The 24,155-nt window shown below is 72.3% G+C and carries 24 protein-coding genes; 12 read left to right on the forward strand and 12 right to left on the reverse strand.

Annotated features, from left to right (window positions below; translation table 11 throughout):
* The first annotated feature begins 98 nt into the window (after positions 1–98).
* A complete protein-coding gene (locus N5I75_RS04620) occupies positions 99–1,136 on the forward strand; it encodes a sulfotransferase (protein ID WP_476674539.1) in 1,038 nt (345 codons plus the stop codon).
* Positions 1,137–1,196: 60 nt separating this feature from the next.
* Positions 1,197–1,859, forward strand: coding sequence for a hypothetical protein (locus tag N5I75_RS04625; RefSeq protein ID WP_476674541.1), 663 nt, complete (start codon positions 1,197–1,199; stop codon positions 1,857–1,859).
* Here the strand turns inward: N5I75_RS04625 and N5I75_RS04630 are convergent.
* From N5I75_RS04630 to N5I75_RS04655, 6 genes are all read right to left on the reverse strand, one after another.
* Positions 1,850–2,515 (reverse strand): MSMEG_1061 family FMN-dependent PPOX-type flavoprotein, encoded by a 666-nt coding sequence (locus N5I75_RS04630; protein WP_476674543.1) that lies wholly within the window; start codon positions 2,513–2,515, stop codon positions 1,850–1,852. The two genes, N5I75_RS04625 and N5I75_RS04630, sit on opposite strands and share 10 nt — an antisense overlap.
* Positions 2,516–2,622: 107 nt before the next feature.
* Positions 2,623–3,627, reverse strand: coding sequence for an SDR family NAD(P)-dependent oxidoreductase (locus N5I75_RS04635; RefSeq protein WP_476674545.1), 1,005 nt, complete (start codon positions 3,625–3,627; stop codon positions 2,623–2,625).
* 108 nt (positions 3,628–3,735) lie between these two features.
* Complete coding sequence (locus N5I75_RS04640) at positions 3,736–4,668, reverse strand: AraC family transcriptional regulator (RefSeq protein WP_476674547.1); 933 nt, start codon at positions 4,666–4,668, stop codon at positions 3,736–3,738.
* Between the two features lie 41 nt (positions 4,669–4,709).
* Positions 4,710–5,783: a SagB family peptide dehydrogenase gene (locus N5I75_RS04645; RefSeq protein ID WP_476674549.1), complete on the reverse strand. Its 1,074-nt coding sequence runs from the start codon at positions 5,781–5,783 to the stop codon at positions 4,710–4,712.
* Between the two features lie 49 nt (positions 5,784–5,832).
* Complete coding sequence (locus N5I75_RS04650; protein ID WP_476674551.1) at positions 5,833–7,974, reverse strand: YcaO-like family protein; 2,142 nt, start codon at positions 7,972–7,974, stop codon at positions 5,833–5,835.
* A gap of 90 nt (positions 7,975–8,064) precedes the next feature.
* The gene (locus N5I75_RS04655) at positions 8,065–8,202 is read right to left on the reverse strand and encodes an azolemycin family RiPP peptide (RefSeq protein ID WP_476674553.1); all 138 of its coding nucleotides are present in this window, start codon (positions 8,200–8,202) and stop codon (positions 8,065–8,067) included.
* A gap of 232 nt (positions 8,203–8,434) precedes the next feature.
* Here N5I75_RS04655 and N5I75_RS04660 point away from each other — a divergent pair, with 232 nt between their 5' ends.
* Positions 8,435–8,623 carry a hypothetical protein gene (locus N5I75_RS04660; protein ID WP_476674555.1) on the forward strand — a complete coding sequence of 63 codons (189 nt, stop codon included), beginning with the start codon at positions 8,435–8,437 and terminating at the stop codon, positions 8,621–8,623.
* Between the two features lie 21 nt (positions 8,624–8,644).
* Here N5I75_RS04660 and N5I75_RS04665 read toward each other — a convergent pair whose 3' ends face one another.
* The 3 genes from N5I75_RS04665 to N5I75_RS04675 all read right to left on the reverse strand — a co-directional run bounded on the left by N5I75_RS04665 (position 8,645) and on the right by N5I75_RS04675 (position 10,994).
* Entirely contained in the window at positions 8,645–9,613 is a 969-nt protein-coding gene (locus N5I75_RS04665) for an alpha/beta hydrolase family protein (protein ID WP_476674557.1), read from the reverse strand.
* 115 nt (positions 9,614–9,728) lie between these two features.
* Positions 9,729–10,244 (reverse strand): DinB family protein, encoded by a 516-nt coding sequence (locus N5I75_RS04670; protein ID WP_476674559.1) that lies wholly within the window; start codon positions 10,242–10,244, stop codon positions 9,729–9,731.
* 9 nt (positions 10,245–10,253) lie between these two features.
* Complete coding sequence (locus tag N5I75_RS04675) at positions 10,254–10,994, reverse strand: hypothetical protein (protein WP_476674561.1); 741 nt, start codon at positions 10,992–10,994, stop codon at positions 10,254–10,256.
* A 126-nt stretch (positions 10,995–11,120) separates the two neighbouring features.
* Here N5I75_RS04675 and N5I75_RS04680 point away from each other — a divergent pair, with 126 nt between their 5' ends.
* Positions 11,121–11,855 (forward strand): SOS response-associated peptidase, encoded by a 735-nt coding sequence (locus tag N5I75_RS04680; protein ID WP_476674563.1) that lies wholly within the window; start codon positions 11,121–11,123, stop codon positions 11,853–11,855.
* 2 nt (positions 11,856–11,857) lie between these two features.
* Here the strand turns inward: N5I75_RS04680 and N5I75_RS04685 are convergent, their stop codons facing one another.
* Positions 11,858–13,504 (reverse strand): purine-cytosine permease family protein, encoded by a 1,647-nt coding sequence (locus tag N5I75_RS04685; RefSeq protein WP_476674565.1) that lies wholly within the window; start codon positions 13,502–13,504, stop codon positions 11,858–11,860.
* Positions 13,505–13,800: 296 nt separating this feature from the next.
* On the opposite strand from N5I75_RS04685, the gene N5I75_RS04690 reads away from it, so the two are divergent.
* Positions 13,801–15,312, forward strand: a complete 1,512-nt coding sequence (locus N5I75_RS04690) for an alkaline phosphatase family protein (RefSeq protein ID WP_476674567.1) — start codon at positions 13,801–13,803, stop codon at positions 15,310–15,312.
* A 31-nt stretch (positions 15,313–15,343) separates the two neighbouring features.
* Complete coding sequence (locus N5I75_RS04695; protein ID WP_476674569.1) at positions 15,344–15,982, forward strand: ATP-binding protein; 639 nt, start codon at positions 15,344–15,346, stop codon at positions 15,980–15,982.
* 7 nt (positions 15,983–15,989) lie between these two features.
* Here N5I75_RS04695 and fabV read toward each other — a convergent pair whose 3' ends face one another.
* Positions 15,990–17,207, reverse strand: a complete 1,218-nt coding sequence (gene fabV, locus N5I75_RS04700) for an enoyl-[acyl-carrier-protein] reductase FabV (protein ID WP_476674571.1) — start codon at positions 17,205–17,207, stop codon at positions 15,990–15,992.
* Positions 17,208–17,372: 165 nt separating this feature from the next.
* The gene (gene arr, locus N5I75_RS04705) at positions 17,373–17,783 is read right to left on the reverse strand and encodes an NAD(+)--rifampin ADP-ribosyltransferase (RefSeq protein WP_476674573.1); all 411 of its coding nucleotides are present in this window, start codon (positions 17,781–17,783) and stop codon (positions 17,373–17,375) included.
* A gap of 121 nt (positions 17,784–17,904) precedes the next feature.
* Here arr and N5I75_RS04710 point away from each other — a divergent pair, with 121 nt between their 5' ends.
* Genes N5I75_RS04710 through N5I75_RS04735 form a run of 6 tightly spaced genes read left to right on the forward strand, consistent with a single transcriptional unit; the run spans position 17,905 to position 24,118 of the window.
* A complete protein-coding gene (locus N5I75_RS04710) occupies positions 17,905–18,753 on the forward strand; it encodes an STAS domain-containing protein (protein WP_476674575.1) in 849 nt (282 codons plus the stop codon).
* Positions 18,750–19,130, forward strand: a complete 381-nt coding sequence (locus N5I75_RS04715) for an STAS domain-containing protein (protein WP_398205496.1) — start codon at positions 18,750–18,752, stop codon at positions 19,128–19,130. The genes N5I75_RS04710 and N5I75_RS04715 overlap by 4 nt, the downstream gene beginning before the upstream one ends.
* Positions 19,127–19,546, forward strand: a complete 420-nt coding sequence (locus N5I75_RS04720) for an ATP-binding protein (RefSeq protein WP_476674577.1) — start codon at positions 19,127–19,129, stop codon at positions 19,544–19,546. The genes N5I75_RS04715 and N5I75_RS04720 overlap by 4 nt, the downstream gene beginning before the upstream one ends.
* Positions 19,543–20,619, forward strand: a complete 1,077-nt coding sequence (locus tag N5I75_RS04725; RefSeq protein WP_476674579.1) for an ATP-binding SpoIIE family protein phosphatase — start codon at positions 19,543–19,545, stop codon at positions 20,617–20,619. Before N5I75_RS04720 ends, N5I75_RS04725 begins: the two co-directional genes overlap by 4 nt.
* Entirely contained in the window at positions 20,616–22,448 is a 1,833-nt protein-coding gene (locus N5I75_RS04730; protein WP_476674581.1) for a hybrid sensor histidine kinase/response regulator, read from the forward strand. The genes N5I75_RS04725 and N5I75_RS04730 overlap by 4 nt, the downstream gene beginning before the upstream one ends.
* On the forward strand, positions 22,445–24,118 hold the full coding sequence (locus N5I75_RS04735; RefSeq protein ID WP_476674583.1) for a SpoIIE family protein phosphatase: 1,674 nt from the start codon (positions 22,445–22,447) through the stop codon (positions 24,116–24,118). The genes N5I75_RS04730 and N5I75_RS04735 overlap by 4 nt, the downstream gene beginning before the upstream one ends.
* Positions 24,119–24,155 lie beyond the last annotated feature (37 nt).

Consider the following 24,155-nt stretch of genomic DNA (forward strand, 5'->3'; position numbering starts at 1 on the left):
AACTTACTTGAAAGTAAGGTATGGCGTGGCTCGTGTCCCGGGCAAGATGCGACGGGTAGGTCTTTGAAGGTGTGTGCCGGTCGACGCCCCCGGGAGTGATGTTGTCCAACCTGACCTTCGTCATCGGAACGGGGCGCAGCGGGTCCACCGCCTTGTCCCGCGTCCTCAACGCCCACCCCGACGTGCTCAGCCTCAACGAGTACATGGCCTCGGTCGGTGACACGGCCTTTCCCGAGGGCCGGTTGTCGGGCGCGGAGTTCCGGGCGGCCCTCGACCGGCCCACGCCCTACTTCGCGGGCATGATCCGCAGCGGCCTGCTGATGCCCGAGTTCCTCTACACCCGCCGCCCCGGCCGGTACACGGCGCGGACCACCGGCATCCCGGCGCTCTCCCTCATGGTGCTGCCCCACCTCACCGACGACCCTGACGGGCTCCTCGACGAGATCCGCGCGGCGGTCGTCGAATGGCCCGACCGGAGCGCCGCCGGGCACCATGAAGCGCTGTTCGCCTGGTTGCGCGCACGCTTCGGACGGCACGCCGTCGTGGAGCGCTCCGGCTACTCCACGGGGTGGGCGCCGAAGCTGCGGGCCGCCTTCCCGTACGCGAGATTCGTCCACTTGTCCCGGAACGGGCCGGACTGCGCCCTGTCCATGAGCCGCCACCCCGGATACCGCGTGATCACCCTGATGCGTGAGATCAGGGAGCGTACGGGCGTCGAGAACATCGGTGACCTGACGCCCGAGCACGTGCGCGCGCTGCCGCCGGATCTGGCCCCTCTGCTCGACGAGCGCTTCGACCCCGCCCTCGTACGGGACCGGGACCTCCCCCTGCGTCGCTTCGGCACCCTGTGGTCCGAACTCGTCGTCCAGGGCGCACAGTTCCTCGACACCCTGCCCGCCGAGCAGCGCGCGACGCTTTCCTACGAGGACCTCCTCGACAACCCCCGGGCGGAACTCACCCGGCTCGCCGCGTTCATCGGGGTCGAGCCGCACACCCCGTGGCTGAACGGCGCATGCGCCCACCTCGACGCCAGCCGCCGGGGCACCGCCGCGCGCGAGCTGACCCCCGCCCAACTCGACGATCTGACGACGAGCTGCGCCCCGGGGACACGGGAGTTGGCGGCGCGGCGCGGGTGACGGAGGCCGACGGGGGTAGCCGGACCGACAAGGAGCGGACGGGTGGCAGGGGGGCCGGACATGCCGGGGGTCGAGAGGTCGAACGCGCACGACAGGCTAGGCGCGGTGAGGGGCGCGTCGGCCGCGTTGCTGACGGCGGCGCTGTGCGGCTTCCTGGCGGGCGCGCTCGCCGACGAGCGGGGGATGAATGTCTCGCAGGGCTATCTGTTCGGCGCGATCTACGGTCTCCTGGTCCTGGGGACGGCGATGGGTGTGGCGTTGTGGACGCGGCGCAGGGCCGCGCGATTCGGTCTGGGCTTCGCCCGTTACCTGCGGGTGGGCCGCCAGGTGCAGCGCGGCGAGGCCCCGGACGATCCCGCGGAACGGCCGGCCGCGATCGACTTCGCCACGCGTCAGCGCCGTTCGCTCAGTGCCCAGCGACGCCGGTGGGTGCTGGTCCTGAGTGGGTTCGCCGCGCTGGCCTGGCTCGGGAACGCCGTGCTGCAGTTCATGGACCACCACTACGTGTCGGCCGTTTTCTACCTCGTCCTGCTCAGTGTGTTCCTGGTCAACCCGTTCATGCTGCGTCGACGGCAGCGGCGTCTGGACAAGGTCCGTCACGAGCTGCGCTTGGACGAGGACGCAGAGGACGCAGAGGACACAGAGGACACAGGGAACACAGGGGGCACAGGGGACGCCCAGGCCACCCCTGACTCCGAGGGCTCGGGCCGCGTTCACTCGTAACGCAGGCGCAGCGACTCGCGTTCGCTCTCCTCGATCTGCTCGACGGTCAGATCGGGCAGGTTCAGCTGGGCCAGCGTCACCTGGGCGCTGGACGGCTGGGCCTCGGTGGGCAGCCAGCGTTCCGGACGCCAGACGTCGGCGCGCATCAGTGATTTCGGGCAGTGCGGATAGGCCTGGTCGACCCGGACCACGATCGCCGTGAGCGGTGGTCTGCCGACGGGGGTGAGCCGGTCGAGCAGGTCCGGGCGCGCCGAGACGCAGGCCCGCCCGTTGACGCGCAGCGTGGTCGGGCGGCCGGGGATGAGGAAGAGCAGGCCGACGTGGCCGGTCCGCAGCACGTTGTGCAGGGTGTCGAGCCGTTTGTTGCCGGTCGCGTCGGGTATCGCCAGGGTCCGCTCGTCGAGGACCGAGACGAACCCGGCCGGGCCGCCGCGCGGCGTCACGTCGGCCCGGCCCTCGGCGTCGGCGCTGCCGATGAGCACCAGCGAGGAGCAGCCGATCAGCGTCCGGGTCTCCTCGGTGAGGCGGTCGGTCTCCTTGCGGAGGGAGTTCGGGCTCGGCTGCGGGTAGATCTCGCGCAGCTGTTCCGGGCTGGTGAGGGCGTCGGCCCGGAGGGATTCGAAGAGCGGACCGGTGGTCCCGGTGTCGGTCGTCATACGAACGACCCTAGAAGACGGCCGACGCGACGCGCGGCCCGGTGCGCGTTCTCCCACGGACGGCATCGGGCACGGCTGGCCTCGCCCTGACGCGCCGCGCAGCGTTCTCACGCGCCGCGCAGAACACCGCTCGCGTACTCCCACAGGCGATCGGCCGCCTCCGGGTCGAGCGCGTGGGCCGCGACGCCGCCCGGGATCCGCTCGCCCGGTGCGCCGGAGACCACCGGGGCCTCCTGGTTGTCCTCGAAGTAGCGGCCGGTCACACCGTTCACCAGGGGAGAGGCGGCGAGCAGGACGGACGTCGAGGCGCCCTGGACCGCGGTCTTGTAGTAGGGCGTCTTGATGATGTCGCCGTTCTCGTCGATCGCGCCCATGGCCCGCATCGTGTCCTCGTCGATGTGCCGCTGGAGGTTGGTGCTGATCCAGCCGGGGTTCAGGGCGTTGGCGGTGATGCCGTCACCGGCCCACGCGCGGGCCCCCACGCAGAGCAGGACGTCCGCGGTCTTCGACTGCCCGTAGGCGGTCCAGCGGTCGTACGGGCGCCGCGCGAAGTGCGGATCGTCGAAGTCGAACGGGACGTCCCTGTGCGCGCCGGAACTCACCACGACCAGGCGGGCGGCGCCCGACGCCGTCAGATGTCCGTGCAACTCCACGGCCAGGGCGAAGTGCCCGAGGTAGTTGGTCGCGAGCTGCGTCTCCCAGCCCTCGGCCGTCACGCGGCGCTCGGGAAGCGCCATCACGCCCGCGTTCGCCACGAGGATGTCCAGAGGCCCCTGCCACGCCTTCGCGAAGGCGCGGACCGACGCGAGGTCCGCCAGGTCGAGGGGAGCCGTGCGCACCGGGCCGCTGCCGGGCGCGCGGGTGAGTTCGTGGGCGAGGGGCGCCGCCGCGGCGGCGTCGCGGGTGGCGATGGTGACCTCCGCCCCGGCGGCCGCGAGGGCCCGCACCGTCTCCACGCCGATACCCGAACCGCCGCCCGTGACGATGGCACGCCGGCCGGTCAGATCGACCCCGTCGATGACCTCGTGCGTGGTGGCGTGGGAGTGGAACGGGGTGGAGACCCGAGCGGTCACGCGGTGATCCGGGGCGGTCACGGGGTACTGCTTGCTCATGGCGGGGCGGTCCTTCTCGTACGGGACGGGGTGTGTCCCCCGGTGTCCCCCTCACCGTAGGCAGGGGAGCGGTGGACCCTCCATAAGTGAAGAACCGGCAGACTTTCGTCATCGTCCAGACGGATCGGCCGCGCTCTGCTGGCGGTAGACGCGCGGCGACACCCCGGTGACCCGCTTGAACGCCGTGCTGAACGCGCTCTCGGAGCCGTAGCCGACAGCGCGGGCGATGACGGCGACCGTGGCGTCGGAGCGGCGCAGGCGCAGAGCGGCGAGTTCGACGCGCCACCGGACGAGGTAGTCGATGGGGCCCTGACCGACCAGCTCCTTGAAGCGCGCGGCGAGGGTCGAGCGGGAGACCGCGCAGACCTGGGCGAGTTCGGCCACGGTCCAGGGCCGCTCGGGACGGTCGTGCATCGAGGTCAGCGCGGTGGCGACGACCGGGTCCCGCAGACCCGCGAGGACGCCCACCGTCGTCCGCGGGTTGCGCGCGAGGTGGAGCCGCAGAATGTGGACGAGCATGACCGCGGCCAGGTGTTCGGCGACGAGGGAGGAGCCCATCCTCCGGTGCAGCGACTCCTCGCTGATCTGGTCCAGCGCCCACCGCAGCGTCTCCGCGTGCTCGCTGTCCGCCGGTACGTGGACGACCGGCGGCAACTCGTGCAGCAGGAGGGCGGGCGAGCGCTCGCTCAGCGAGAAGTGCCCGCCGATCAGCAGGACTTCGTCGTCCTCGCCGTCACCCGTGCGGGCAAGGCCGTCCTCGGTCGTGGCGAACACCGACTCCGCGTCCACCGGCACGGCGTCGAGGTCACCGCGCAGAACGTACGGGGCGGGCCGGGTCAGCAGATAGCAGTCGCCCTCCTTGAGCGCGACGGGGTCCGCGACGCCCTCGACCTGCAACAGGCACGCGCCCTGCCGGACGGCGTTGAACTTCACCCCGGACGGCGCCCGGAACCGCACGGCCCACCGCCCGCCGGCCCGCAGCCCGGCCGACAGGTGACTGCGCAGCCCGAGCAGGGCCAGTACGTCCTCCAACGGGTCCACGCCTCTTTCCTATCAGGGCCGCCGCGCAACAGCTCGGCCGCTCACGCCCCGGCCCCGTCCGCCGCCGCGCCGAGCGCGAGGTTGCCCACGTGCAGCAGGCTGTTCCGGTGCGGGCCGAGGAACGCGGAGCCGGCGGTGGGGCGCATGACTCCGGTCGGGCAGGCGGCCAGGCCGAGGTCGGTCGCGGTGAGGCACATGGTCTGGAGCAGGCAGCCGGTGTCGCGGTAGACGAGGCTGAGGGCGAGCCCCTCGTACTTCCAGCCGGTGCGGGCGGCGTGGGAGGCGAGGTAGAGGCCGACGGGCGGTGGGTCGTCCAGGTAGCCGGGGGCGGTGGCCGTCTCGTGGAGCAGGGCCGCCGCGCTCTCGTCCCACGCGGACAGCCGGTGCAGCGCGTGGTCGAACGGGTCGTAGTGGTGGATGCCGGGGGAGAGCCCGGCGACGTCGCGCGCGAGGACGTAGATCTCGACGCTGTGCCGTCCGCCGCCGGACGGGGACGGACGCCGGGTCTGCTCCCACTCGGCCGGGCCGAGGCGTTCCCGCACGCGCGCGGAGCGGGCGAGGAAGGCGTCGAGGAGGGCCAGGGGGAGCGGGCCGGGGGCGAAGGTGCGCAGGCAGCGCCGCTGGGAGAGCACCGTGCGCAGCGGATGGCTGGGGAAGACGTTGTCGCCGGTGAGCCGTACGGTCCCGGCGGCCTCGGGGTGGTGCAGTCGGGCGGCGGGCGGCTCGCCCTGCTGGGCGTGCGGGGCGGGGCCGCGGGCGGCCCGGGCGTGTGCGGCGAGTTCGTAGGGGGTCAGTCCGTGCGCGACCGGGGCCGGGTCGGCGGAGGAGTGGATGATGCCGGCCGCGGCCAGCTGCTCCAGGTGGCGCCGGGTCGTCTCCGTGTCCCTGCCCTCGCCGGGCCACAAGGTGTGCGCCTGCTCCGCGGTGAGCGGGGCGGCGAGGACGTCCAGGAGGGCGAGCAGCGGCGGGCGGGCGGTGAACTTCCGCCAGCGGCGGCAGTCGACGAGCACCGCGCCCGCTCCTTCCTGCCACTCAAGGACCAGGTCGGGGTTGCGCCGGTAGCGGGTCTCGTCCTGCGTCCGCAGGGGCGGCGCGGATGGTTCGCGGGGCTTCACATGTCTCCGGTTCCGAGGGCGTGGCGGGCGGCCGGGGCGGCGCGCGGGGTCACATGAAGGGCAGCGGCAGGGTGTTCAGCTCGGGTTCCGTCAGCGGGGTCGTCCGGGCACCCGTCGCGACCGGCGCCTCGAAGACGCGGGGGCCGCCGCGCCGGTGGAAGTCGCTGCGCAAGGTGATCGGGCACAGGCCCGGCACCACGGTCCTGACGACCGTCACACCGCACTCGGCGACATCGACGGGGGTGATGTCCACGGCGACCGCCTCGTAACCGCGCCGGGCCAGCCGCGCGACGCCCTCCGCCACGTCGGCGGCGAACCCGGCGCCGGGCCGCGCGGCGGCGGGCGCCCGCACCGGACCCTCGTCCCAGAACGCCAGATGCCGTACCCGGTCGGGCGCCCAGTAGTAGAGGGAGAACTCCTTCAGCGTCGTCAGCACGTCGTCCGGGCCGGGGATGGACTCGCCGTCGTCGAGGTGCTCCTGCCACAGCCGGGCGCCCGCCCAGCCCAGGCAGCCCTCCTCCAGCGCCCCGAGCAGCGCCGCCCGCGGGTCCAGGTCGGCGCGCGCGGCGTGCGTGGTGACGGGGCGCCGCTCGGTGTGCCGGAGGAACCGCACCCCCACGGCGGGGATGCCGAGATCGGTGGTGAGGTCCTTGGCCGTGACCGACACCCCTTGCGCGCGGACCCGCGCGACGAGGTCCCGGGCCGGCCCCTCGGGCAGCGCGTCGAGGTCCAGCGTGGGAACAGTGAGCCGGTTCGCCCAGAACAGCACGGTCGCGTCCCGCTCGACCGCCTCCATCAGACCGCCGTACACCGCGTGGTGGTAACTCCCGCCCGCGGCGAGGCCGGTGGAGATCGGGTCGTACCAGGCGCGGTGGCCCGGCGGGAAGCGGTAGGGCAGGTAGACGGCGCACGCCGGTACGTAGCGGACGGCGCCCGTGCTCAGGGACCTGCCCGGCACCCAGTCGATCTCGGCGTCCGGGTCGCAGGGGCCGAGGCGGTCCTGCCGGGCGTACTCCGCGGCGGAACCGAGCGGCAGCGTACGGGGATCGACCGCCTCGTCGCCGAGCGCCGCGTACGACGCGCGCAGCAGCTTGCCCGGGTCGTAGACGCCCGCCGCGTACCGCTCCATGGTCTCGCCCACCGCGCAGACCCGCGCCGTCACCGGGTCGCTCTTGACCGCGCCGCCGCGCGCCTCGGCGGAGACCGGGGAGAACCACCGCGTCTTCGTCATCCCGGCGGTACGCGCGTACGTGGCACCGCCCAGCGCGCTGTCCCGCTCCTCCACCCGGAGCTGGGGCACCACGCCGGTGAGCGGGTCGACGGCGTCGCGCATCCGCTCCCAGCCGGCCGCGTCGTCCGCACGGACCGGCTCCTCGGGCCGCTTGGGCAGCGGGACGACATGGGCGCAGGCCGGGCAGTTCGGCAGGTGCAGAAGGCGGTGCCCGGCGCGGTCCAGCGAGCCGTGCTCGATCTCCCACAGGGTGCCGGTGCCCTGCGCGGCAGCGGCGGGTCCTGACATGAGCGCGAGCACGGCGTGGGCGAGCAGCCCGACGGCCACGGGCGTGCTCGGCCAGGCCGGGTCGTGCGCCGCGCCGAAGAGGACGTCCAGGGGCAGGTCGGCGATGGCCTGCCAGGTGTGGTTGGCGCGGAGCCGGCGCACCACGCACACGGCGCAGGCGGTGTGCGGCGGCGCGAGCGTGGCGAAGAACAGCCGTGCGGGGGTGCTGAGATACGTCACCATCGGCGTCCCGGTCTCCAGACCGGCCCGCACCAGGGACGTCAGCTGATCCTCGGGAAGGGAGAGGGACACCACCGAGACGGCCGCCGCGCGCTCCTGCCCCTCGGGCACCGTCCGGACACCGGCACGCGCCAACTGCGCGCCCAGTTCCGTCCCCAGCGCCTGGGGCGGGACGAGCGCCACCTCCCGGTCGCGGAGAGCGGCCAGTTCTCCGTACAGCGGATGGACCTCCCGTCCGCTGCCGTGCGCCATTCCGCGCTCCTGCAACGCCTGCGACACCTGCTCGGGCACCGCGTCGAGGCGGACGGTCCGCTCGTCCGTGCCGGACGGCGGGGGGAGCCGCAGAGCGACCCGGAGGGTCTCGGTGCTGGCGCACACGTAGAGCCGGTCGTCGCGGGGGACGAGCCGTACATCGGCCCGCAGTTCACGCTGTGACTCGATCGGAGCGTCCATGTACTGCCTTCCGCGACGAGGAGGAGAACCGGGTGCCGTGCCGCACGGGGTGCTCCTGGCCGCGGCGCGGCGGCCAGGAGCCGGGAGCCGCTACTCCCGGGTCGGCTCGGCCTCGGCGGCCCAGCAGAGGCAGCTGTGGCCCGCGAAGGCCTCCTCGGCCTCCGGTACCGCCATCTCCTCGAACAGGGACCCGGCGGTGGTGTCGATCTCCAGGGTCGTCGATTCCACGATGTCCTCCTTGGAAGATTGCTTTGCGGATGTGCACTGCCCATGGAAGGACCGCCGGGCGGCGCGGCACAGGCATCCGTCGGCTAACCACTCTGATGGATGGAGTTGAGGCCCGTGCGGCGCGGCCGGGGGGCGTGCGGAGGCGCGGACACCGGCTCCGGGACTCCGTCCAGTAGGTTGGCCGTGGTCGCCCTCGTCGGAAGGGCGGCCAACCCCAGGAGAGTGGGTCCGGATGGTACAGGCGAAGCGTTACTTCGACTCGGCCGGCGGAGCGGATCTGCGCGAGGCGCGCCACGAGGCCCAGAGCATCAGAAGACGCTCGGCCGAACTCCGTTTGCAGGAGCGGGCGTTGGTGCGCAAGAGCCGGACCCAGCGGAAGGCGCTGGAGGCGACGGCGGCGCGCCTGCGCCAGGGCCGCTGACGGGAGGGCGCCCCGCGCCGGCTACTTGCTGTCCACGCGGCCGATGGCCGATCCCGCGTCGGCGAGGGCGGAGACGGCGCTCTTCCAGCCGGTGTCGGAGGGGTCGAGCGCGCCGCGCAGATAGGCGGTGGTCAGACGCTGGAGGACGGCGACGCGTTCCGGGTTCTCGTCCGTGGTCTCCGCCGCCTCCCAGTTCGAGACGCCGCCCAGGGAGTGTTCCGCGCCGAACAGGGTGAGCAGGTCGGTGGCGCCGGGGCCGTGCGCGTAGACGTCGGTGAACCAGTCGGGGCCGCGGCTCGACAGCGTGGACTGGTCCCGGTCACCGGCGACCACCAGCGTCGGCGTCGTCAGCTCGGCGAAGGACGGGTTCATGAACGGGAAGTGCTCCTTGGCGAACGGGTGCAGCTCCTCGCCGCCGATCCCGGTCGCGGCCAGCAGCACACCGGCCCTGACCCGCCGGTCCGCGTAGTCCTGGCCGGCCCTGCCGGACCCGTCGAGCACGCGGGCGCCGAGCAGCATCTGGGCCGTCTGCGCTCCCCAGGAGTGCCCGGCGACGACGACCCGGCTCCTGTCCACGCGCCCGGCGAGCCCGGGTACGGCCCCCTCGACGGTGTCGAACTGATCGAGAACGCGGACCAGATCCTCGCGGCGTTCAATCCACACCTGTCCGAACTCGGCGTGCTCGAAGGGGATTCCGTCCCGTCGGGAGTCCAGGTGGGTCGGCTGCACGACGACGAAGCCGCGCGACGCCCAGAAGGCAGTCAGCGGGCCGTACCCGTCGAGGCTCAAGCCGTTGCCGTGCGAGAACAGCAGGATCGGCAGGTTCTCCCCGGTCGCCGGGGCGGATACCCGCACCTTCAGGGGGAGGACGCGGCCGGGTGCGTCCAGCGCGATGGGGGCGACGGACACGACGCGGTCACCGGCGCCGACGATCTCGTCCAGGGCGCGCACGATCGGGGTGTCGGTCGAAGCGGGGGCGTTGCTGCTCATGGGGGTCCTTCGCGTCTGTCCGGGTCGCTGCCGCCCGGCCGGCCCGCGCAGCATGAAGCGGAGCGGTGCTCCAGATAATACGGAGCATCGCTCCGCTTTGCAATGCGGGCGGCGCCTAGTAGTAGCCCTTCGCCCCGTCGAGCAGCTCCCGCACGAGGTCCGCGTGCCCGGCGTGACGTCCCGTCTCCTCGACGAGATGGAGGAGCATCCACCGGAGATTGGCCTTGGCGGAGTGGAATTCGGGGTGGCGGCCGACATCGTCGAGGGAGGCCGCCGCCACGATCTCGTCGCTCCGGACGCACTGGGCCTCGTACTCCGCGAGCAGCTGCCGCAGGGGGACGCCGTCAGTGCGCCACTCGGCGTCCTCCTCCGTCTCGTCGCAGGACGGGTTCAGCGTCTTGTCGCCGCCCAGGAACACCACCTCCAGCCAGAGGTGCTCGCCCCACCGCATGTGGCTGATGAGCCCGGCCATCGTCATCGCCGGTGAGGTCGGTACGACGGAGCGGTGCGCGTCGGTCTCGCTCAGCCCCTCGCACTTCCACCGCAGGATCCGACGCTGCAGTTCGAGCCAGCCGGTGATCGCGGTGCGCTCGTCGGCCTCGAACGGGGGACGCTCAAGTGAAGGTGTCATGCCCGCACGCTAGGGCGCCGGGTCCTCAACTGCCGCCTCATTTACGGCCTCTCCGCGCCCCGTCGCCTCGCGCGCGATGCGACGCCACTGCTCCTCCCCGCCGGGCAGCGGCCAGGCCCAGGTCGGCTGCTGTGCGGTGGCCAGGTCGTCGCTCGGGAGCGTGCGGTGCAGGTGCAGCAGCGGCGGCTCGACGGACTCGGCGATCGCCGCGGCGAGCCGCGCGTGACCGTCCAGGACCAGATGGCAGTCCAGGCCGCTCACCCACCACAGCAGAACGGGCGGCAGCGTCCCTTCACGGGCCTGCTTGCGGTACGCCTTGACCCGGCCGTCATCGGCATCGGGCAGGGGCAGCAGCAGGACGTCCCAGGAGATGGAGTGGACGAACCAGTCGAGGTGTCCGTCCGGGTGGCCTTCGACCAGCATCCAGTTCCAGTACGCGGCCTGCGACTCGCTGTCGTGGCGCCACCGCTCGAACGGGCTCTCGCGGGAGAGCAGCCATCGCCCGTCATGCAGCGGGCTGCCCGGCGCGTCGGCGAGGTACCCCGCGAAGCGGTGCGCCCACCGCTGCGGATCGCCTGCCAACGCGCGTGCGGCATCGGCGCGCAGCGGCGGGACGAAGGGCCGGTAGCCCCCGGCGCGCCGGAAGTCCACACCTTGCAGATCCTCGTCGACGACGGCGAGCAGCACGGGCCGCGCCGGCTGGGAGAGCAGAAGGCGCGTCCCGGCAGTGAAGACGCACAGCCCCGGCAAACGCCGCTCCTGTACGCCCAGGGACAGGCCCAGCCACGTACCGTCGGCGCGTGTGACGTGGCCGCGCCGAGATCATGGGCCCCGCGATCGGCGCACAGCGGCACCCCGGGATGGCACAGTGGCGGTATGTGCGGTCGATATGTCTCCACCCGTGGCCCCCAGGACCTCTCCCGCCTGTTCGACGTGCAGGAGTGGCGTCCCGAGGAGGTGGTCGAGCCGAGCTGGAACGTCGCGCCCACCGACGCCGTGTACGCGATCCTCGAGCGGGCCGGCGGGCGCGGGGGCGACGAGATGGGCCGGCAGTTGCGGGTCCTGCGGTGGGGGCTCGTGCCCTCGTGGGCGAAGGATCCGAAGATCGGCGCGCGCATGATCAACGCGCGGGTGGAGACGGTCCACGAGAAGCCCACCTTCCGCGCCGCCTTCGCCAAGCGCCGCTGCCTGCTCCCCGCCGACGGCTTCTACGAGTGGGACCCCGTCACGGACGAGGCCACCGGCAAGACGCGCAAGCAGCCGTACTTCATCCACCCCGCCGACGAGTCGGTGATGGCGCTTGCGGGCCTGTACGAGTTCTGGCGCAACCCCGACGTCACCGGTGACGACGACCCCGACGCCTGGCTGTTGACCACCACCATCATCACCACCGAGGCCACCGACGAGGCCGGCCGCATCCACCCGCGCATGCCGCTCGCCCTGACCCCCGAGCACTACGGCACCTGGCTCGACCCCTCCCACCAGGACACCGACGACCTGCGCGCCCTGCTCACCCGCCCCGCGGACGGGCACCTGAAGACGCGCGCCGTCTCCACCGCCGTGAACAACGTGCGCAACAACGGGCCGCAGCTCCTGGACGCCGCCGTCTGAGTTCAGCCGGCCGGCAGCACATGGTCGCCGACCTTGTCCGTGCTCAGGCACAGGGAGCAGACCATGGCGCCGTGCGTGGTGCAGGCGGCCAGGTCGGGGCGCTCGTAGGACTGGTGGCAGACGTGGCAGTCGAGGGTGAGCGCGCTCGGGTTGCCGTCGGGGTCGAGTGCGGGGGCGTCGATGCCGTCGTCGGTGCGGCGCAGGTAGTACCTGCCCTTCGTGACGATCGCCATGAGCGGGGTGAGCACGAAGGCGATGACCACCGCCGCGACGGGTGAGTACGGCTGGAGGCCGTCGCCGAAAGCGTGGAAGTACATCGCGATGGACAGGCCGGACGCGGCGACGAAGGCCACGACCCCCACCGGGTTGACGGCGTGGAGCATCCCGCGGCGGAACTCGGGTGCGAGCGGCGACAGCTTCAGCAGGTACTTGTTGACGCCGATGTCGGTGGCGACGGTGACGACCCAGGCGATGGCGCAGTTCGAGTAGAAGCTCAGGATGCTGTTGAGGAAGCTGAACATGTCGGCCTCCATCAGCGCGAGCGCGAAGCCGAGATTGACCAGGACGAAGACCATCCGCCCCGGGTAGTGCCTGGTGACGCGGGTGAAGGAGTTCGTCCAGGCCAGGGATCCCGAGTAGGCGTTCGTCACGTTGATCTTGATCTGGCTGATCACGACGAGCACCACGGCCAGCGGCAGCACGAGCCAGGAGGGCAGCATCGCGTCGAAGGCCCCCTTGAACTGCTGGATCGGCTCGGGCGCGACGTCAGGACCCACCGCGGCGAGGATGTATACGGCGAGGAAGACGCCGATGGCCTGCTTCAGCGCGCCGAGCACCACCCAGCCGGGCCCGGCCATGACGACCGCCGTCCACCACGTGCGCTTGTTCGCCTCGGTCTTCGGCGGCATGAAGCGCAGGTAGTCGATCTGCTCGCCGATCTGCGCGATGAGGGAGAGGCAGACGCCTGCGCCGAGGAGTACGGACGCGGTGTTCACGCCGCCGTCGCCGTCGGTCCCCGCGTACGCGAGGAACCGGTCGACCGTGCCCGGGTCGGTGGCGACCAGGTAGACGAGCGGGCCCACCATCAGCAGCAGCCATACCGGCGTCGTCCACACCTGGAGCTTGCTCAGCGCCTTCATCCCGTAGATCACCAGCGGGATCACCATGAGTGTGGAGACCAGGTAGCCGAGCCACAAAGGCAGTCCGAGGCCGAGTTCGAGGCCCTGCGCCATGATCGAGCCTTCGAGGGCGAAGAAGATGAAGGTGAAGCTGGCGAAGATGACGCTGGTGAGGACCGAGCCGTAGTAGCCGAAGCCGGAGCCGCGGGTGATCAGGTCGAGGTCGATGTTGTAGCGGGCGCCGTAGTACGCCAGAGGGAAGCCGGTGACGAAGATGACGACCGCGGCGACGGCGATCGCGAGCAGCGCGTTCCCGGTGCCGTGGGTCAGGCCGATGCCGGCGCCGATGGAGAAGTCGGCCATGTACGCGATGCCGCCGAGCGCGGTGGTGGCCACGACCATGGGGGTCCAGCGGCGGTAACTGCGGGGCGCGAAGCGGAGGGTGTAGTCCTCCAGGGTCTCCCGCACCGCCTGGTCGGCGGCGGTGTTCGGGGTCTCGGTCGTGGTCCGTCGTGACGCGGTCGTGCTCATGCCGGGCCTCCCGGTGGGGGCTCTGGGGGTGAGTGCGGGGGCGGGGCTCCCCACGGCCGGTCACGCTAGGAACCGGTTGTTACCTGTGACGTGCCTTGTCGTGAACACGATGTTTCCGGGTCCGCCAGAACGACGCGTGCACGCACGGCAGTTGAGTGCAGGGCTTCAGTCCAGGGCCCGGCGACGAATGTCCATGGCTATTCGCCCTCGTGTCACCGAAAGATAACGGGTCTGGTCCAAAACGCCTGTCAACTCAGAGGCGTCGCACCCCACGAGATCCCATCCCGGAGGACCGCATGTCGCCTCGCACGCCCGGCGTCTCCCGCCGCTCACTTCTGATCGGCACCGCCACCACGGCGCTCGCCCTGACCGTCCCCGCGACCCTCGCCACGACCGCGTCCGCCGCGGCGAAGACCCCGAAGGTCCTCGTCATCGGCCTGGACGGCACCCTTCTCAGCAGAGTCCGCGATGCCGACGCGCCCCGCCTCAAAGCTCTGATGGCCGCCGGACTGACCGCCCCCAGCGCCCTCTACGCGAACCCGCTCGCGCCCACGCTCTCCGGGCCCGGCTGGTCGACGCTGATCACCGGCGTCTGGCCCGACAAGCACAACGTGAAGGACAACAGCTTCACCGGCCACAAGTTCGCCGCCTACCCGGACTTCCTGACCCGGATCGAGACCGCGAAGCCGGGCCTGACGACGTACGCCGTCTCCTCCTGGGCGCCCCTGACCGACACCGTGTTCTCCTCGAAGGTCGACACCCGCGTCTCCACGCCGAGCGCCGAGTACGACACCGGCACCACCAGCCGCGCCGTCGCCCAGCTCACGTCGGCCGACCCGGACGCGGTCTTCGTACAGCTCGACAACGTCGACCACGCCGGGCACTCCTACGGCGCGGCGAGCCAGCAGTACCTGGCCGCGATCCACGGCGTCGACGGCCAGGTCGGGCAACTGGTCGACGCCCTCAAGACCCGTCCCACACATGCCGACGAGGACTGGCTCATTCTGATCACCGCCGACCACGGGCACACCGACGCGGGCGGCCACGGCGGCTCCACCTGGCAGGAGCGCCAGACCTTCCTGATCGCGGTCGGCTCCGCGGCGACGGCCGGCTCGACACGCCATGACGTGAAGATGCCCGACGCCGCGGCCAGCGCCCTCGCCCACCTCGGCATCGCCATCGACCCGGCCTGGGGCCTGGACGGCCGCCCCCTCCAGCAGCCGGGCGCCGACGCCTTCGACAGCCTGCGGGCGAAGCTCACCGGACCCGTCGACGAGACCGGCGTCGGCGCGGGCGTCACCGGCTTCACGCACACCCCGCCGAGCGGCTGGTCCGTCGACAACTCCGCCATGGGCACGGGCGGCGTCACCGAGTGGCGCGGCTGGACCTTCACCACGGACGAGTTCTGGACGAAGACCGAACGCGACCAGCAGCGCGAGTCCAACATCCGGGCCAGGAACGTCTTCGCCGTCGCCGACGGCGACGAGTGGTCCGACAAGGCCGTCTCCGGCACCTTCGACTCGACGCTGATCAGCCCCGACTTCCCCGTCAGCGGCGGCCGACCGGCGACCCTCACGTACACCACCTTCTACCGGCAGGAGTCCCCGCAGAAGGGCGAGGTGCTCGTCTCCTACGACGGCGGGGCCCCGGTCACCGTGAAGACGTACACGGCCGACACGTCCTCGCGCACCGAGCAGCTCACGCTCCAGGTGCCCAGCGGGGTCAGCAGGGCGAAGGTGCGGTTCCGCTACACCGGTGGCAACAACTGGTACTGGACGATCGACGGCGTCGGGATCAGCCAGTCCTGACACCCGGCGCGCCGACCTCCATACTCTGCGGATGGGCACACCGAGCAGCGCGCCGAGGGCTTCCTGGCGCACCACCACGCACGACTGGGCGGGCACCGTCGACCTCGGCCACCTCGCGCAGATCCGTCACCGCCCCGCCGCGTTCGCCCCCGGCGGCCTCCGGCACCTGATCCTCGAAGTCGTCGCCTACGCGGCGGACGAGGCCGAGGACGGAGCCGGCGGGCGGTGCCGGATCACGCTGTGCGCCGACGGCTCCGTAGCCGTCGGCGACGACGGACGGGGCACCGACACACGGATCGACGAACACGGCCAGGCGGTGAAGAAGCCGGTGATGGCGACGAAGGACCTCCGCTTCTTCGACGACCCCGCCGCGCCGCCGCTGCCCGACACCCATCCGCGCCGGGGCGTGTCCGTCGTCGCCGCGCTCAGCACCTGGCTCGTCCACACCAACCGCCGCCGCGCCGGGTCCTGGACCCAGCGCTACGCACACGGCGTGCCCGTCACCGGCCTGGAACCGGTCGCCGACGACCGCACGACCGGGACCGTCGTCCACTTCCTGCCCGACGCGGCCTTGCGTACGGACCACCGCCTCAGGGCCGACGAGCTGGGGCGGCTCGTCGCGGCGTGGCCACAGCTCTCCGTCGAGATCGACGACCGGCGCGAGGGATGACCGGGGGTCAGAGGGCGGGCCAGGGCACCTCGGTCTCGGCCGGGGCGGTGTAGTCGACGCCGGGGACCGAAAAGCCGTAGAGGCGGCGGACCTCGTCGCCGAACCAGTCGAGATCGGCGAGTTCGCCGAGGGTGTCGCCGGTGACCAGGGCCCAGCGTTCCGCCACGGCCTCCTGCACGGCGGGATCGAGCTCCCAGCTGTCGAGACGGACCCGGCCCTCGGCATCGAGGTTGAGGGGCCGGGCACCGGTCAACTGGTCCCACAGCTCGACCAGTTGCCCGACCGGGTCCACCATGGCGTCGCCGAGGACGCCGCGCAGCAGACCCACGTACAGGGCGATACCGGGGATGGCGGTGGAGGACTGGGTGACGGCGGCGGCGTTGACCGAGGTCACGGCCCGGCCGCCGACGGTCTTGGCGAGACGCTCGTGCAGCGTGCGCGCGGTGGCCTCCAGATGGTCCTTCGCCGCGCCGATGGTGCCCCGCCGGTAGATCGCCGCGGTGAGCGGCGAGCCGATGTAGGACAGGGCCGCGGTGGTGAAGCCGTCGGCGAGCAGGGAGCGGTCGGCCAGGAAGGTGATCCACCGCTCCCAGTCGGCGCCGCCCATCACCGCCACCGTCTGCTCGACGTCGTCGCCCTCGGCCGGTGCGGTGGTGACGTCCCTGACCTCCGGAGCACCGTCCTCGTCGAAGACCAGCGTCTTCGTGGTGTACGGCGCGCCGACCGGTTTGAGGACCGAGGCGTGCACGTCGCCGGTGTCCGGGTCGGTGCGGCGGGGCGCGGCCACCGAGTAGATCAAGTAGTCGAGCCGCCCCCCGAACCGCTCGGTCAGAACACCCGCCACCTGCTCCTTCATCGCGTCGCCGAACGCGTCACCGTTGAGGAAGACCATGTCCCGCCCGTGCTGCCGGGCCAGCCGGGCGGTGGCCGCGGTGCGGTACCAGCCGGCTGTTCCGGTGCGGCGGGCGGGCGCCTTCTCGAAACACACGCCGATCCCGCGGATGCCGACACGGGCCAGCCCCGCGATGGTCGCCGCCAGGCCGTACCCGGCGGACGAGCCGATGACCAGGGCCACCGGCCCGTCACCGCCATTCTCGCCGTCGGCGGGGGAGGACGGGGCGGGGACGGCCCGCCACATGGCGTCGACCAGTTCCTCGCAGCCGCGCGGATGGGAGTCGATGAAGAGGAAGCCCCGGCTCTTGGGCGCAATGACACGTTCGCTCACGGTGGTGTCCCGGATGTCGTCGCGGAATGTGGACGCGGCGGCCGCCTCGGTCACCCCGTCCCGCCAGTCTGCTGCTCGGCGTGCGGCCCCGGCGGTCCCCGTCGCGACAACGATGGGCGGCCCGGCTTGGTGGGTTCCCCACTGGCGCGCGCCCCGGAGGCGCCCTCAGTTGATGATCTCGGCGCGTCCCTCCGCACGCATCGCCGCCAACCGCTCCCGCCACGTCCGGAGCGCCTCGGGCGTCTGCCGCGTCCAGTCGGTGACCTCGCCGACGATCCGCAGCGGATCCGTGCTGCGGTAGGAGCGGGTGGGATTGCCGGGGAACTTCTTGTCGGTGACGTTCGGATCGTTCTCGAAGTCCCCGGTCGGCTCGACGAGGTACACGCGCGGGGCCGCTTCACCGGCGGCGAGCTCGGCCGCGAGGCCCGCGCCGTCGCGCAACGCGGTGAAGTAGATGTGGTTCATCACGATCTCCGGCCGGTAATTGGACCGGAAACCCGCGGTGAGATGGTCGCCGACCCGCAGATCGGCCTTCGTCCCGTGAAAGAACGGCCCCTCGTCCAGCACCTCGCGCATCGCGGCAGGCTACAGCGCGGACGCGGCGACGGGGAGGGGTCGGGGGCAAGCGCGAAATCGGGCGTGCCATGACGTAAGCTCAGCCGGATTGACCATTTGGGCATCCGGTTGAAGGGCTGACATGGCGAGCGAGATAGGCGCGCAGCGCCTGCACGAACTCCTGACGACGCAGCGTGAGGAGTTCGTTGCGACGTGGGTGCGCACCGTGGGCGCGACGCTGCACGGCCGGTTGAGCGATGCCGAGCTGGCTCGCGAACTGGGTGAACTTTACGACGCGATGACGAACGCGATCGCCGGAGGCGGACTCGCGGGGCGCAGCAGCGCCTTCTCCGAGGTGCGCAGCCTCCTCGTGGAGCTGTCCCGCAACCGCGCGCGGCAGGGTTTCACGCCGACGGAGACCGCGGTCAGCGTGTTCGCGCTCAAGCAGGTCCTCGAGCCCAGCCTGACGACGGACAAGACGGGCAGCGACGCCTACCTGGCGCTGGCGCGCCTGCTCGACGACCTCGGTCTGTTCACGGTCGAGGAGCACGCCCGTACCCGTGAGGAGATCATCTCCTCGCAGGCGGAGCAGCTGCTCGAACTGTCGACGCCGGTGGTGAAGCTCTGGGAGGGCGTGGTCGGCGTCCCGCTGGTCGGCACGCTCGACTCGGCGCGCACCCAGGTCGTGATGGAGAAGCTGCTGCAGGCGCTGGTGGACTCCAACTCCACCCAGGCCATCATCGACATCACGGGTGTGCCGACGGTGGACACCCAGGTGGCCCAGCACCTGCTCAAGACGGTCGTGGCCGCGCGGATGATGGGCGCGACCTGCACCATCTCCGGTGTGCGCCCGCAGATCGCGCAGACGCTCGTGGCGCTCGGCGTCGAGTTCGGCGACATCCCGACCAAGGCGACCCTCGCGGACGCGCTGCGTTTCGCCCTCGCCGACGCCGAGCGTCAGCGGGCCCTCGCCGCCGGGGGCGCACTGTGAGCGACCGTGTACCGATCATGAAGATCGGTGATGTGCTGCTCGTGTCGATCCAGACGGACCTCGAGGACCAGACGGTCCTCGACCTCCACGAGGATCTGTCCGAGCGGATCGTGGCGTCCGCCGCGCACGGCGTGATCATCGACATCTCCGCGGTGGAGATCGTCGACTCGTTCGTGGGCCGGATGCTGGCGACGATCGCGTCGATCTCCCGCATCCTGGGCGCGACGACCATCGTGTGCGGGATGCGCCCGGCGGTCGCGATCACCCTGGTGGAGCTGGGACTGTCGCTCAAGGGGGTCCGCACGGCCCTCAACCTGGAGCAGGGACTCGCCCTCCTGCGCGGACTGCGTGCTGCTGAGTCCGGCGTCCAGGCATGAGCGAGTACGGGGCCGAGGGGGCCCCGGCGGAGTCGGTGACCGTCGCCGGCAATGCGGACGTGGTCACCGCGCGCCAGATGGTCCGCACCATGGCCCAGCAGGCGGGGCTGCCGCTCGTGCAGCAGACGAAGCTGGTCACCGCCGCGAGTGAGCTGGGCCGCAACATGGTCGTGTACGGCAAGGGCGGCGTCATCCGCAGCCGGATCACCACCGAGGGCAGCCGCAAGGGCGTGTGGGTGGAGTTCCAGGACGAGGGTCCCGGCATACCCGACGTCGACCTGGCGCTCACCGACGGGTGGACGTCCGGCGGCGGCATGGGCCTCGGGCTCAGCGGTGCGCGCCGCCTCGTCGACAAGTTCGACCTGGAGACCGGTCCGCACGGCACCACGGTCAGAGTGGTCAAGTGGAACCGGTGAGCAGTTCCCTGGTCATCGAACCAGAGGACGTGGTGTGGCTGAGGGCGGGCAGCGCCCTCGCCGCCACCGCCCGCCGGGAGGCCGCGGCGCTCGCGACCCGGATCGGCCTCGCCGAGAGCCGGGTCGCCGAGGTGTCGCTCGCCGTGACCGAGATCGCCACCAACCTGCTGAACCACGCCGACGACGGGGCCATAGCCCTGCGCACCAGCCGGATGGGCAACCACGTCGCGGTGGAGTGCCTGTGCCTGGACACCGGGCCCGGGATCGCCGACCTGACCGGCGCGGTGCGCGACGGCTACTCCAGCGGCGGCACGCTCGGCATCGGCCTCGGGGCGATCGAGCGGCTCGCCGACACCTTCGACGTGCATTCGCTGCCGGGGCGCGGAACGGCCCTGCTCGCGCGTTTCCACGCCGACCGCTCCTTGTCGTACGGCTTGAGCGGCGACGGGGGCGCCGGGAAGACCGAGGTGCGCCCGGTGGCGGCCGGGCTGACCCGGCCGATCAGCGGCGAGACCGTGTGCGGCGACACCTGGGCGGTACGGATCGGCGCGGGCGACGCCCTCGGCGACGGGCCGATGATGGTGCTGATGTGCGACGGGCTCGGGCACGGGCCCCTGGCCGCGCGGGTCGGTGAACGCGCCCGCCAGATCTTCCGGCAGTCGGGGGCCGAGCACCCGGGCGACCTCCTGCGGCAACTGCACGAAGGGCTGCGGGGCACGCGCGGCGCCGCCCTGGCGGTCGCGCGCGTGGACCGCCGGGCCGGCCGCGTCGACCTGTGCGGAGTCGGCAACATCAGCGCGTTCGTCGTCGAGGCGTCCCGGCGCTCGGCGCTGCTCTCGCACCCGGGGATCGTGGGGGCGCAGATCCCGACGGTCCGCACCTACTCCGCCGACCTGGCGGCGGGCAGCGCGCTCGTGATGCACTCCGACGGGCTGCACCAGCGCTGGTCGCCCGCCGACCTGCCGGGGCTGCTGTGGCGGCATCCGGCCGTGATCGCGGGCCAGATCCTCAACCAGGCCGGTCTGCGGCGCGACGACGCGGGCATCGTCGTGGTCCCCGCACCGTCGCGATGAACGAGCCCCCGGTGGCGTACGAGCTGTACGCCACCCCTCTCGAGGACCAGCAGAGCGTGCTGATGATGCGCCGCTGCCTGCAGGCGGTGTGCCGCGCCGCCGGGGTGCAGGGGCCGGCGCTGGTGCGGATGGCGACGGTCCTCAGCGAGGCGGGCCAGGACCTGCTCGGGGCCGAGGGGCTCAGCGGGCGCCTCGGCCTCCTGGCGACGGCCGGCGGGCTGCGCGTCGAGGCGCGGCTGACCTGGAGCGGCGCGCGACCGCTCACCCGGGGCGTCGCGGCCGCCGCCGAGCGGCTGCTCGACACGGTGACGCTCGCCCCGGACGGACGCGGCGTCGTCCTCGCCCAGCAGGCCCCCGCGGCGGACAGCCCCGACGAGGTGGCGGCGGCCTGCCGTGCGGCCCTGCAGGGTGTGGACGGCGTCGACCTCGGCGAGGTCCTGCGGCTGCAGAACCGCAACCTGCTCGGGGCCCTGGAGGAGTCACGCACCCAGCAGGACGAGCTGACCCGCCTGAACGCGGAGCTGGAGGAGACCAACAGCGGCGTCGTCGCCATGTACTCCGAACTCGCCCGCGAGCTGGAGGAGACCAACAGCGGGGTCGTCGCCCTCTACGCCGAACTGGAGGACAAGTCCCGCCAGCTGCGGGAGGCGTCGGAGTCCAAGACCCGGTTCTGGGCCAACGTCAGCCACGAACTGCGCTCGCCCATCAACTCGGTCATCGCCCTGGCCCGGCTGCTGCTCGCCCCGGAATCGGACCGGCTCACCGACGAGCAGCGCCAGCAGATCACCATGATCTCGGCCTCGGGCACGACTATGCTCGCGCTCGTGGAGGAGCTCCTCGACGTGGCCAAGGCGGAGTCGGGCCGGCTCGACCCGCACTGGGCGCCGGTCGACCTGCGGACGCTGCTGCACCTGCTGCGGGGCACCATGCAGGGCATGACCCGCGCGGGCGTCGCCCTGCGCATCGCCGATCCGCGTCTGCCCGTCGAGCTGATCAGCGACGAGGTCATCCTGACCCGGGTCCTGCGCAACATCCTGTCCAACGCGCTGAAGTTCACCGAGCACGGAGAGGTGGACCTGGAGGTCACCGCGGAGCGGCGCGAGGAAACGGACTGGTTCGTGCTGAGCGTGCGCGACACAGGGGTGGGTATTCCAGAGGACCAGGTGGAGAAAGTCTTCGAGGAGTTCTACCAAGTGCGTGGACAGCATCAGCGCGGCCGGGCCGGCACGGGCCTCGGGCTGCCCTACGCCCGGCGGCTCACCAGCATCCTCGGCGGCAGGCTCAGCCTCACCAGCCGCCCCGGCCACGGCACCCTGGTGACGGTCGAGCTGCCCGCCCGGCCCCGCGTTCCCGAGGCCGCGCCCGAGCGGCCCGGCGTGGCCCCCGAGAGCGAGCCCGCGGCGCGCCGTCCGTTCGCGTCGGTCGTCGTCGTCGACGACGACCCGGCGTCGCTGGCCGCCCTGCGCCCCGTCCTGCGCGAGCTCGCCGACCGGCACACCGAGATCAACGACAGCGGCAACGCCCTGGACACCATCCGGGACCTGCGCCCGGACGCCGTCGTCGTCGACCTGATGATGCCCGCGCCGGACGGCTACGCGCTCCTCGCGGCGCTCGACGCCGACCCCGACACGGCGCCCCTGCCCGTCGTCGTCCTCACCTCCGCGGAACCGCACGAGGTGGACCACGCACGGCTGCGCGGCCGGACGATCCTGTCCAAGGCACACCTCACCGCCGCCGCCCTGACCGCCGCCCTCACCTCCGGCGGGGGAGCGGACGCCGCAGGCAGCGCCGGGGCGCCGACGTCCGACACGGACCTCGATCAGTCATGACGCACACCGCACCCGACGGCGGCCCCGCGCTCGTGCTGGTCGTCGACGACAACCCCATCGCCCGCTACGTGCTCGGCACCACCCTGCGCCGGGCCGGACACGACATCATCGAGGCCGAGGACGGCACCAGCGCCCTCGAACTGCTGCGCACGGCGCCCGTCGTCCCCGAGGCGGCCATCATCGACGTGCAGCTGCCGGACCTGACCGGGTTCGAGGTGTGCGAGCGCATCAAGTCGAACCCGCGCACCGCGGGCGTACCCGTGCTGCACATCTCCGCGACCGCCGTCAGCACCACCGACCGCACCCAGGGCCTCAACCGCGGCGCGGACGCCTACCTCACCGAGCCCATCGCCCCCGACGAGCTCATCGCCACGCTCTCGGCGACCCTGCGCTACACCCGCGCGCGCCGTCGCGCCGAGACCCTCGCCGAGCGGCTCCACCAGCTCCACGGCACCACGCTGGCGCTCTACAGCGCCCCCGACACCTCCGCCCTCGCCCGCGCGGCCGCGACCGGCGCCGCCACCGTCCTGGGCCGTCCGGCCACCGTGATGCTCACCGCGCCCGACGGCACCGTGCACACCTCCAGACACCCGCTCACACATGCTGAGCCGGACGCACACGTCCTCGCCGAGGCGGCGACCCTGCTCAGCGGCGGCGGCGTCCAGGTCGCCCCTTACACCTCGCCCGCCGACGGCCGCCGCTACCTCCTCGCCGCGGCCCGCACCAAGGGCGCGCGCCCGCCGACCTGCATCGCCGTCCCCCTCCCTGACACCGCACCGAGCACGGCGACGGCGGCACAGGACACCGGGGACCAGGGTGTGGACCCGCTGGGCCTCGCGGAGGTACATGCCGCCGAGCGTGCCTTCCAGGACGACGAGGAACTCCTCGGCCAGGTCACCCACACCACCGCCCTGGCCCTGGAGACACTGCGCACCTACAGCGAGGAACACACCCTCGCGCTCACCCTCCAGCGCAGCTTCCTGCCCGAGGCGCTCCCCGACACACCCCACGCCCGGCTCGCCGTCCGCTATCTGCCGGCGAGTGAACAGGCCGAGATCGGCGGCGACTTCTACGAGGTCCTGACCGTTCCGGGCGGCCTCATCACGGCCATCGGAGACGTGGCCGGGCACTCCCTCGAAGCCGCGATGATCATGGGCCAGCTCCGCCACGCCCTGCGCGCGTACGCCCTGGAGGGGCACCCGCCGCACGTCATCCTCCAGCTCCTGGACACCCTGCTCACCACCGTGGCGCCCGGGGTCACCGCCACCCTGTGCATCACCCTCCTGGAGACCGACACGGACGCCGACCCCGGCGCCCGGACCCTCCACATCGCCAACGCCGGACACCTTCCGCCGCTCCACCTCGGCCCGGGCACCGAGCCCGCCTACCATCACGAGCACGGGCCGCTCCTGGGTCTCAGGCTCCCGCAGCCGCCCGCCTCCACCATCCGGCTGCACCCCGGCGACCTGCTCATCCTCACGACGGACGGCCTCATCGAGCACCCCAGCGAACACCTCGACGTGTCCCTGGAGCGGCTGGCAGCCATCGCCGCGAAGGGTCCCGACGCGCCCGAGGACATGTGCCGCCACCTCCTCACCCACCTGCCGCCCACCGGACGTGACGACGTCGCGCTCATCACCCTCGCGACGCGGGAACTGCCGGGGAAGTGACCGGCCGGGCCGTTTAGCCCGGCCGATGGGCAGAGTG

The sequence above is a fragment of the Streptomyces sp. R818 genome (genome assembly GCF_056172735.1).

Excerpts from the sequence above, each read along its gene's own strand:
- N5I75_RS04665 (WP_476674557.1), bottom strand. The coding sequence starts at position 9,613 with ATGAGCAGCAACGCCCCCGCTTCGACCGACACCCCGATCGTGCGCGCC.
- N5I75_RS04630 (WP_476674543.1), bottom strand. The coding sequence starts at position 2,515 with ATGACGACCGACACCGGGACCACCGGTCCGCTCTTCGAATCCCTCCGG.
- N5I75_RS04620 (WP_476674539.1), top strand. The coding sequence starts at position 99 with ATGTTGTCCAACCTGACCTTCGTCATCGGAACGGGGCGCAGCGGGTCC.
- N5I75_RS04660 (WP_476674555.1), top strand. The coding sequence starts at position 8,435 with ATGGTACAGGCGAAGCGTTACTTCGACTCGGCCGGCGGAGCGGATCTG.
- N5I75_RS04650 (WP_476674551.1), bottom strand. The coding sequence starts at position 7,974 with ATGGACGCTCCGATCGAGTCACAGCGTGAACTGCGGGCCGATGTACGG.
- N5I75_RS04720 (WP_476674577.1), top strand. The coding sequence starts at position 19,127 with ATGAGCGAGTACGGGGCCGAGGGGGCCCCGGCGGAGTCGGTGACCGTC.
- arr (WP_476674573.1), bottom strand. The coding sequence starts at position 17,783 with ATGCGCGAGGTGCTGGACGAGGGGCCGTTCTTTCACGGGACGAAGGCC.
- N5I75_RS04690 (WP_476674567.1), top strand. The coding sequence starts at position 13,801 with ATGTCGCCTCGCACGCCCGGCGTCTCCCGCCGCTCACTTCTGATCGGC.
- N5I75_RS04680 (WP_476674563.1), top strand. The coding sequence starts at position 11,121 with ATGTGCGGTCGATATGTCTCCACCCGTGGCCCCCAGGACCTCTCCCGC.
- N5I75_RS04735 (WP_476674583.1), top strand. The coding sequence starts at position 22,445 with ATGACGCACACCGCACCCGACGGCGGCCCCGCGCTCGTGCTGGTCGTC.
- N5I75_RS04625 (WP_476674541.1), top strand. The coding sequence starts at position 1,197 with ATGCCGGGGGTCGAGAGGTCGAACGCGCACGACAGGCTAGGCGCGGTG.
- N5I75_RS04685 (WP_476674565.1), bottom strand. The coding sequence starts at position 13,504 with ATGAGCACGACCGCGTCACGACGGACCACGACCGAGACCCCGAACACC.
- N5I75_RS04695 (WP_476674569.1), top strand. The coding sequence starts at position 15,344 with ATGGGCACACCGAGCAGCGCGCCGAGGGCTTCCTGGCGCACCACCACG.
- N5I75_RS04710 (WP_476674575.1), top strand. The coding sequence starts at position 17,905 with ATGGCGAGCGAGATAGGCGCGCAGCGCCTGCACGAACTCCTGACGACG.
- N5I75_RS04670 (WP_476674559.1), bottom strand. The coding sequence starts at position 10,244 with ATGACACCTTCACTTGAGCGTCCCCCGTTCGAGGCCGACGAGCGCACC.
- N5I75_RS04635 (WP_476674545.1), bottom strand. The coding sequence starts at position 3,627 with ATGAGCAAGCAGTACCCCGTGACCGCCCCGGATCACCGCGTGACCGCT.
- N5I75_RS04730 (WP_476674581.1), top strand. The coding sequence starts at position 20,616 with ATGAACGAGCCCCCGGTGGCGTACGAGCTGTACGCCACCCCTCTCGAG.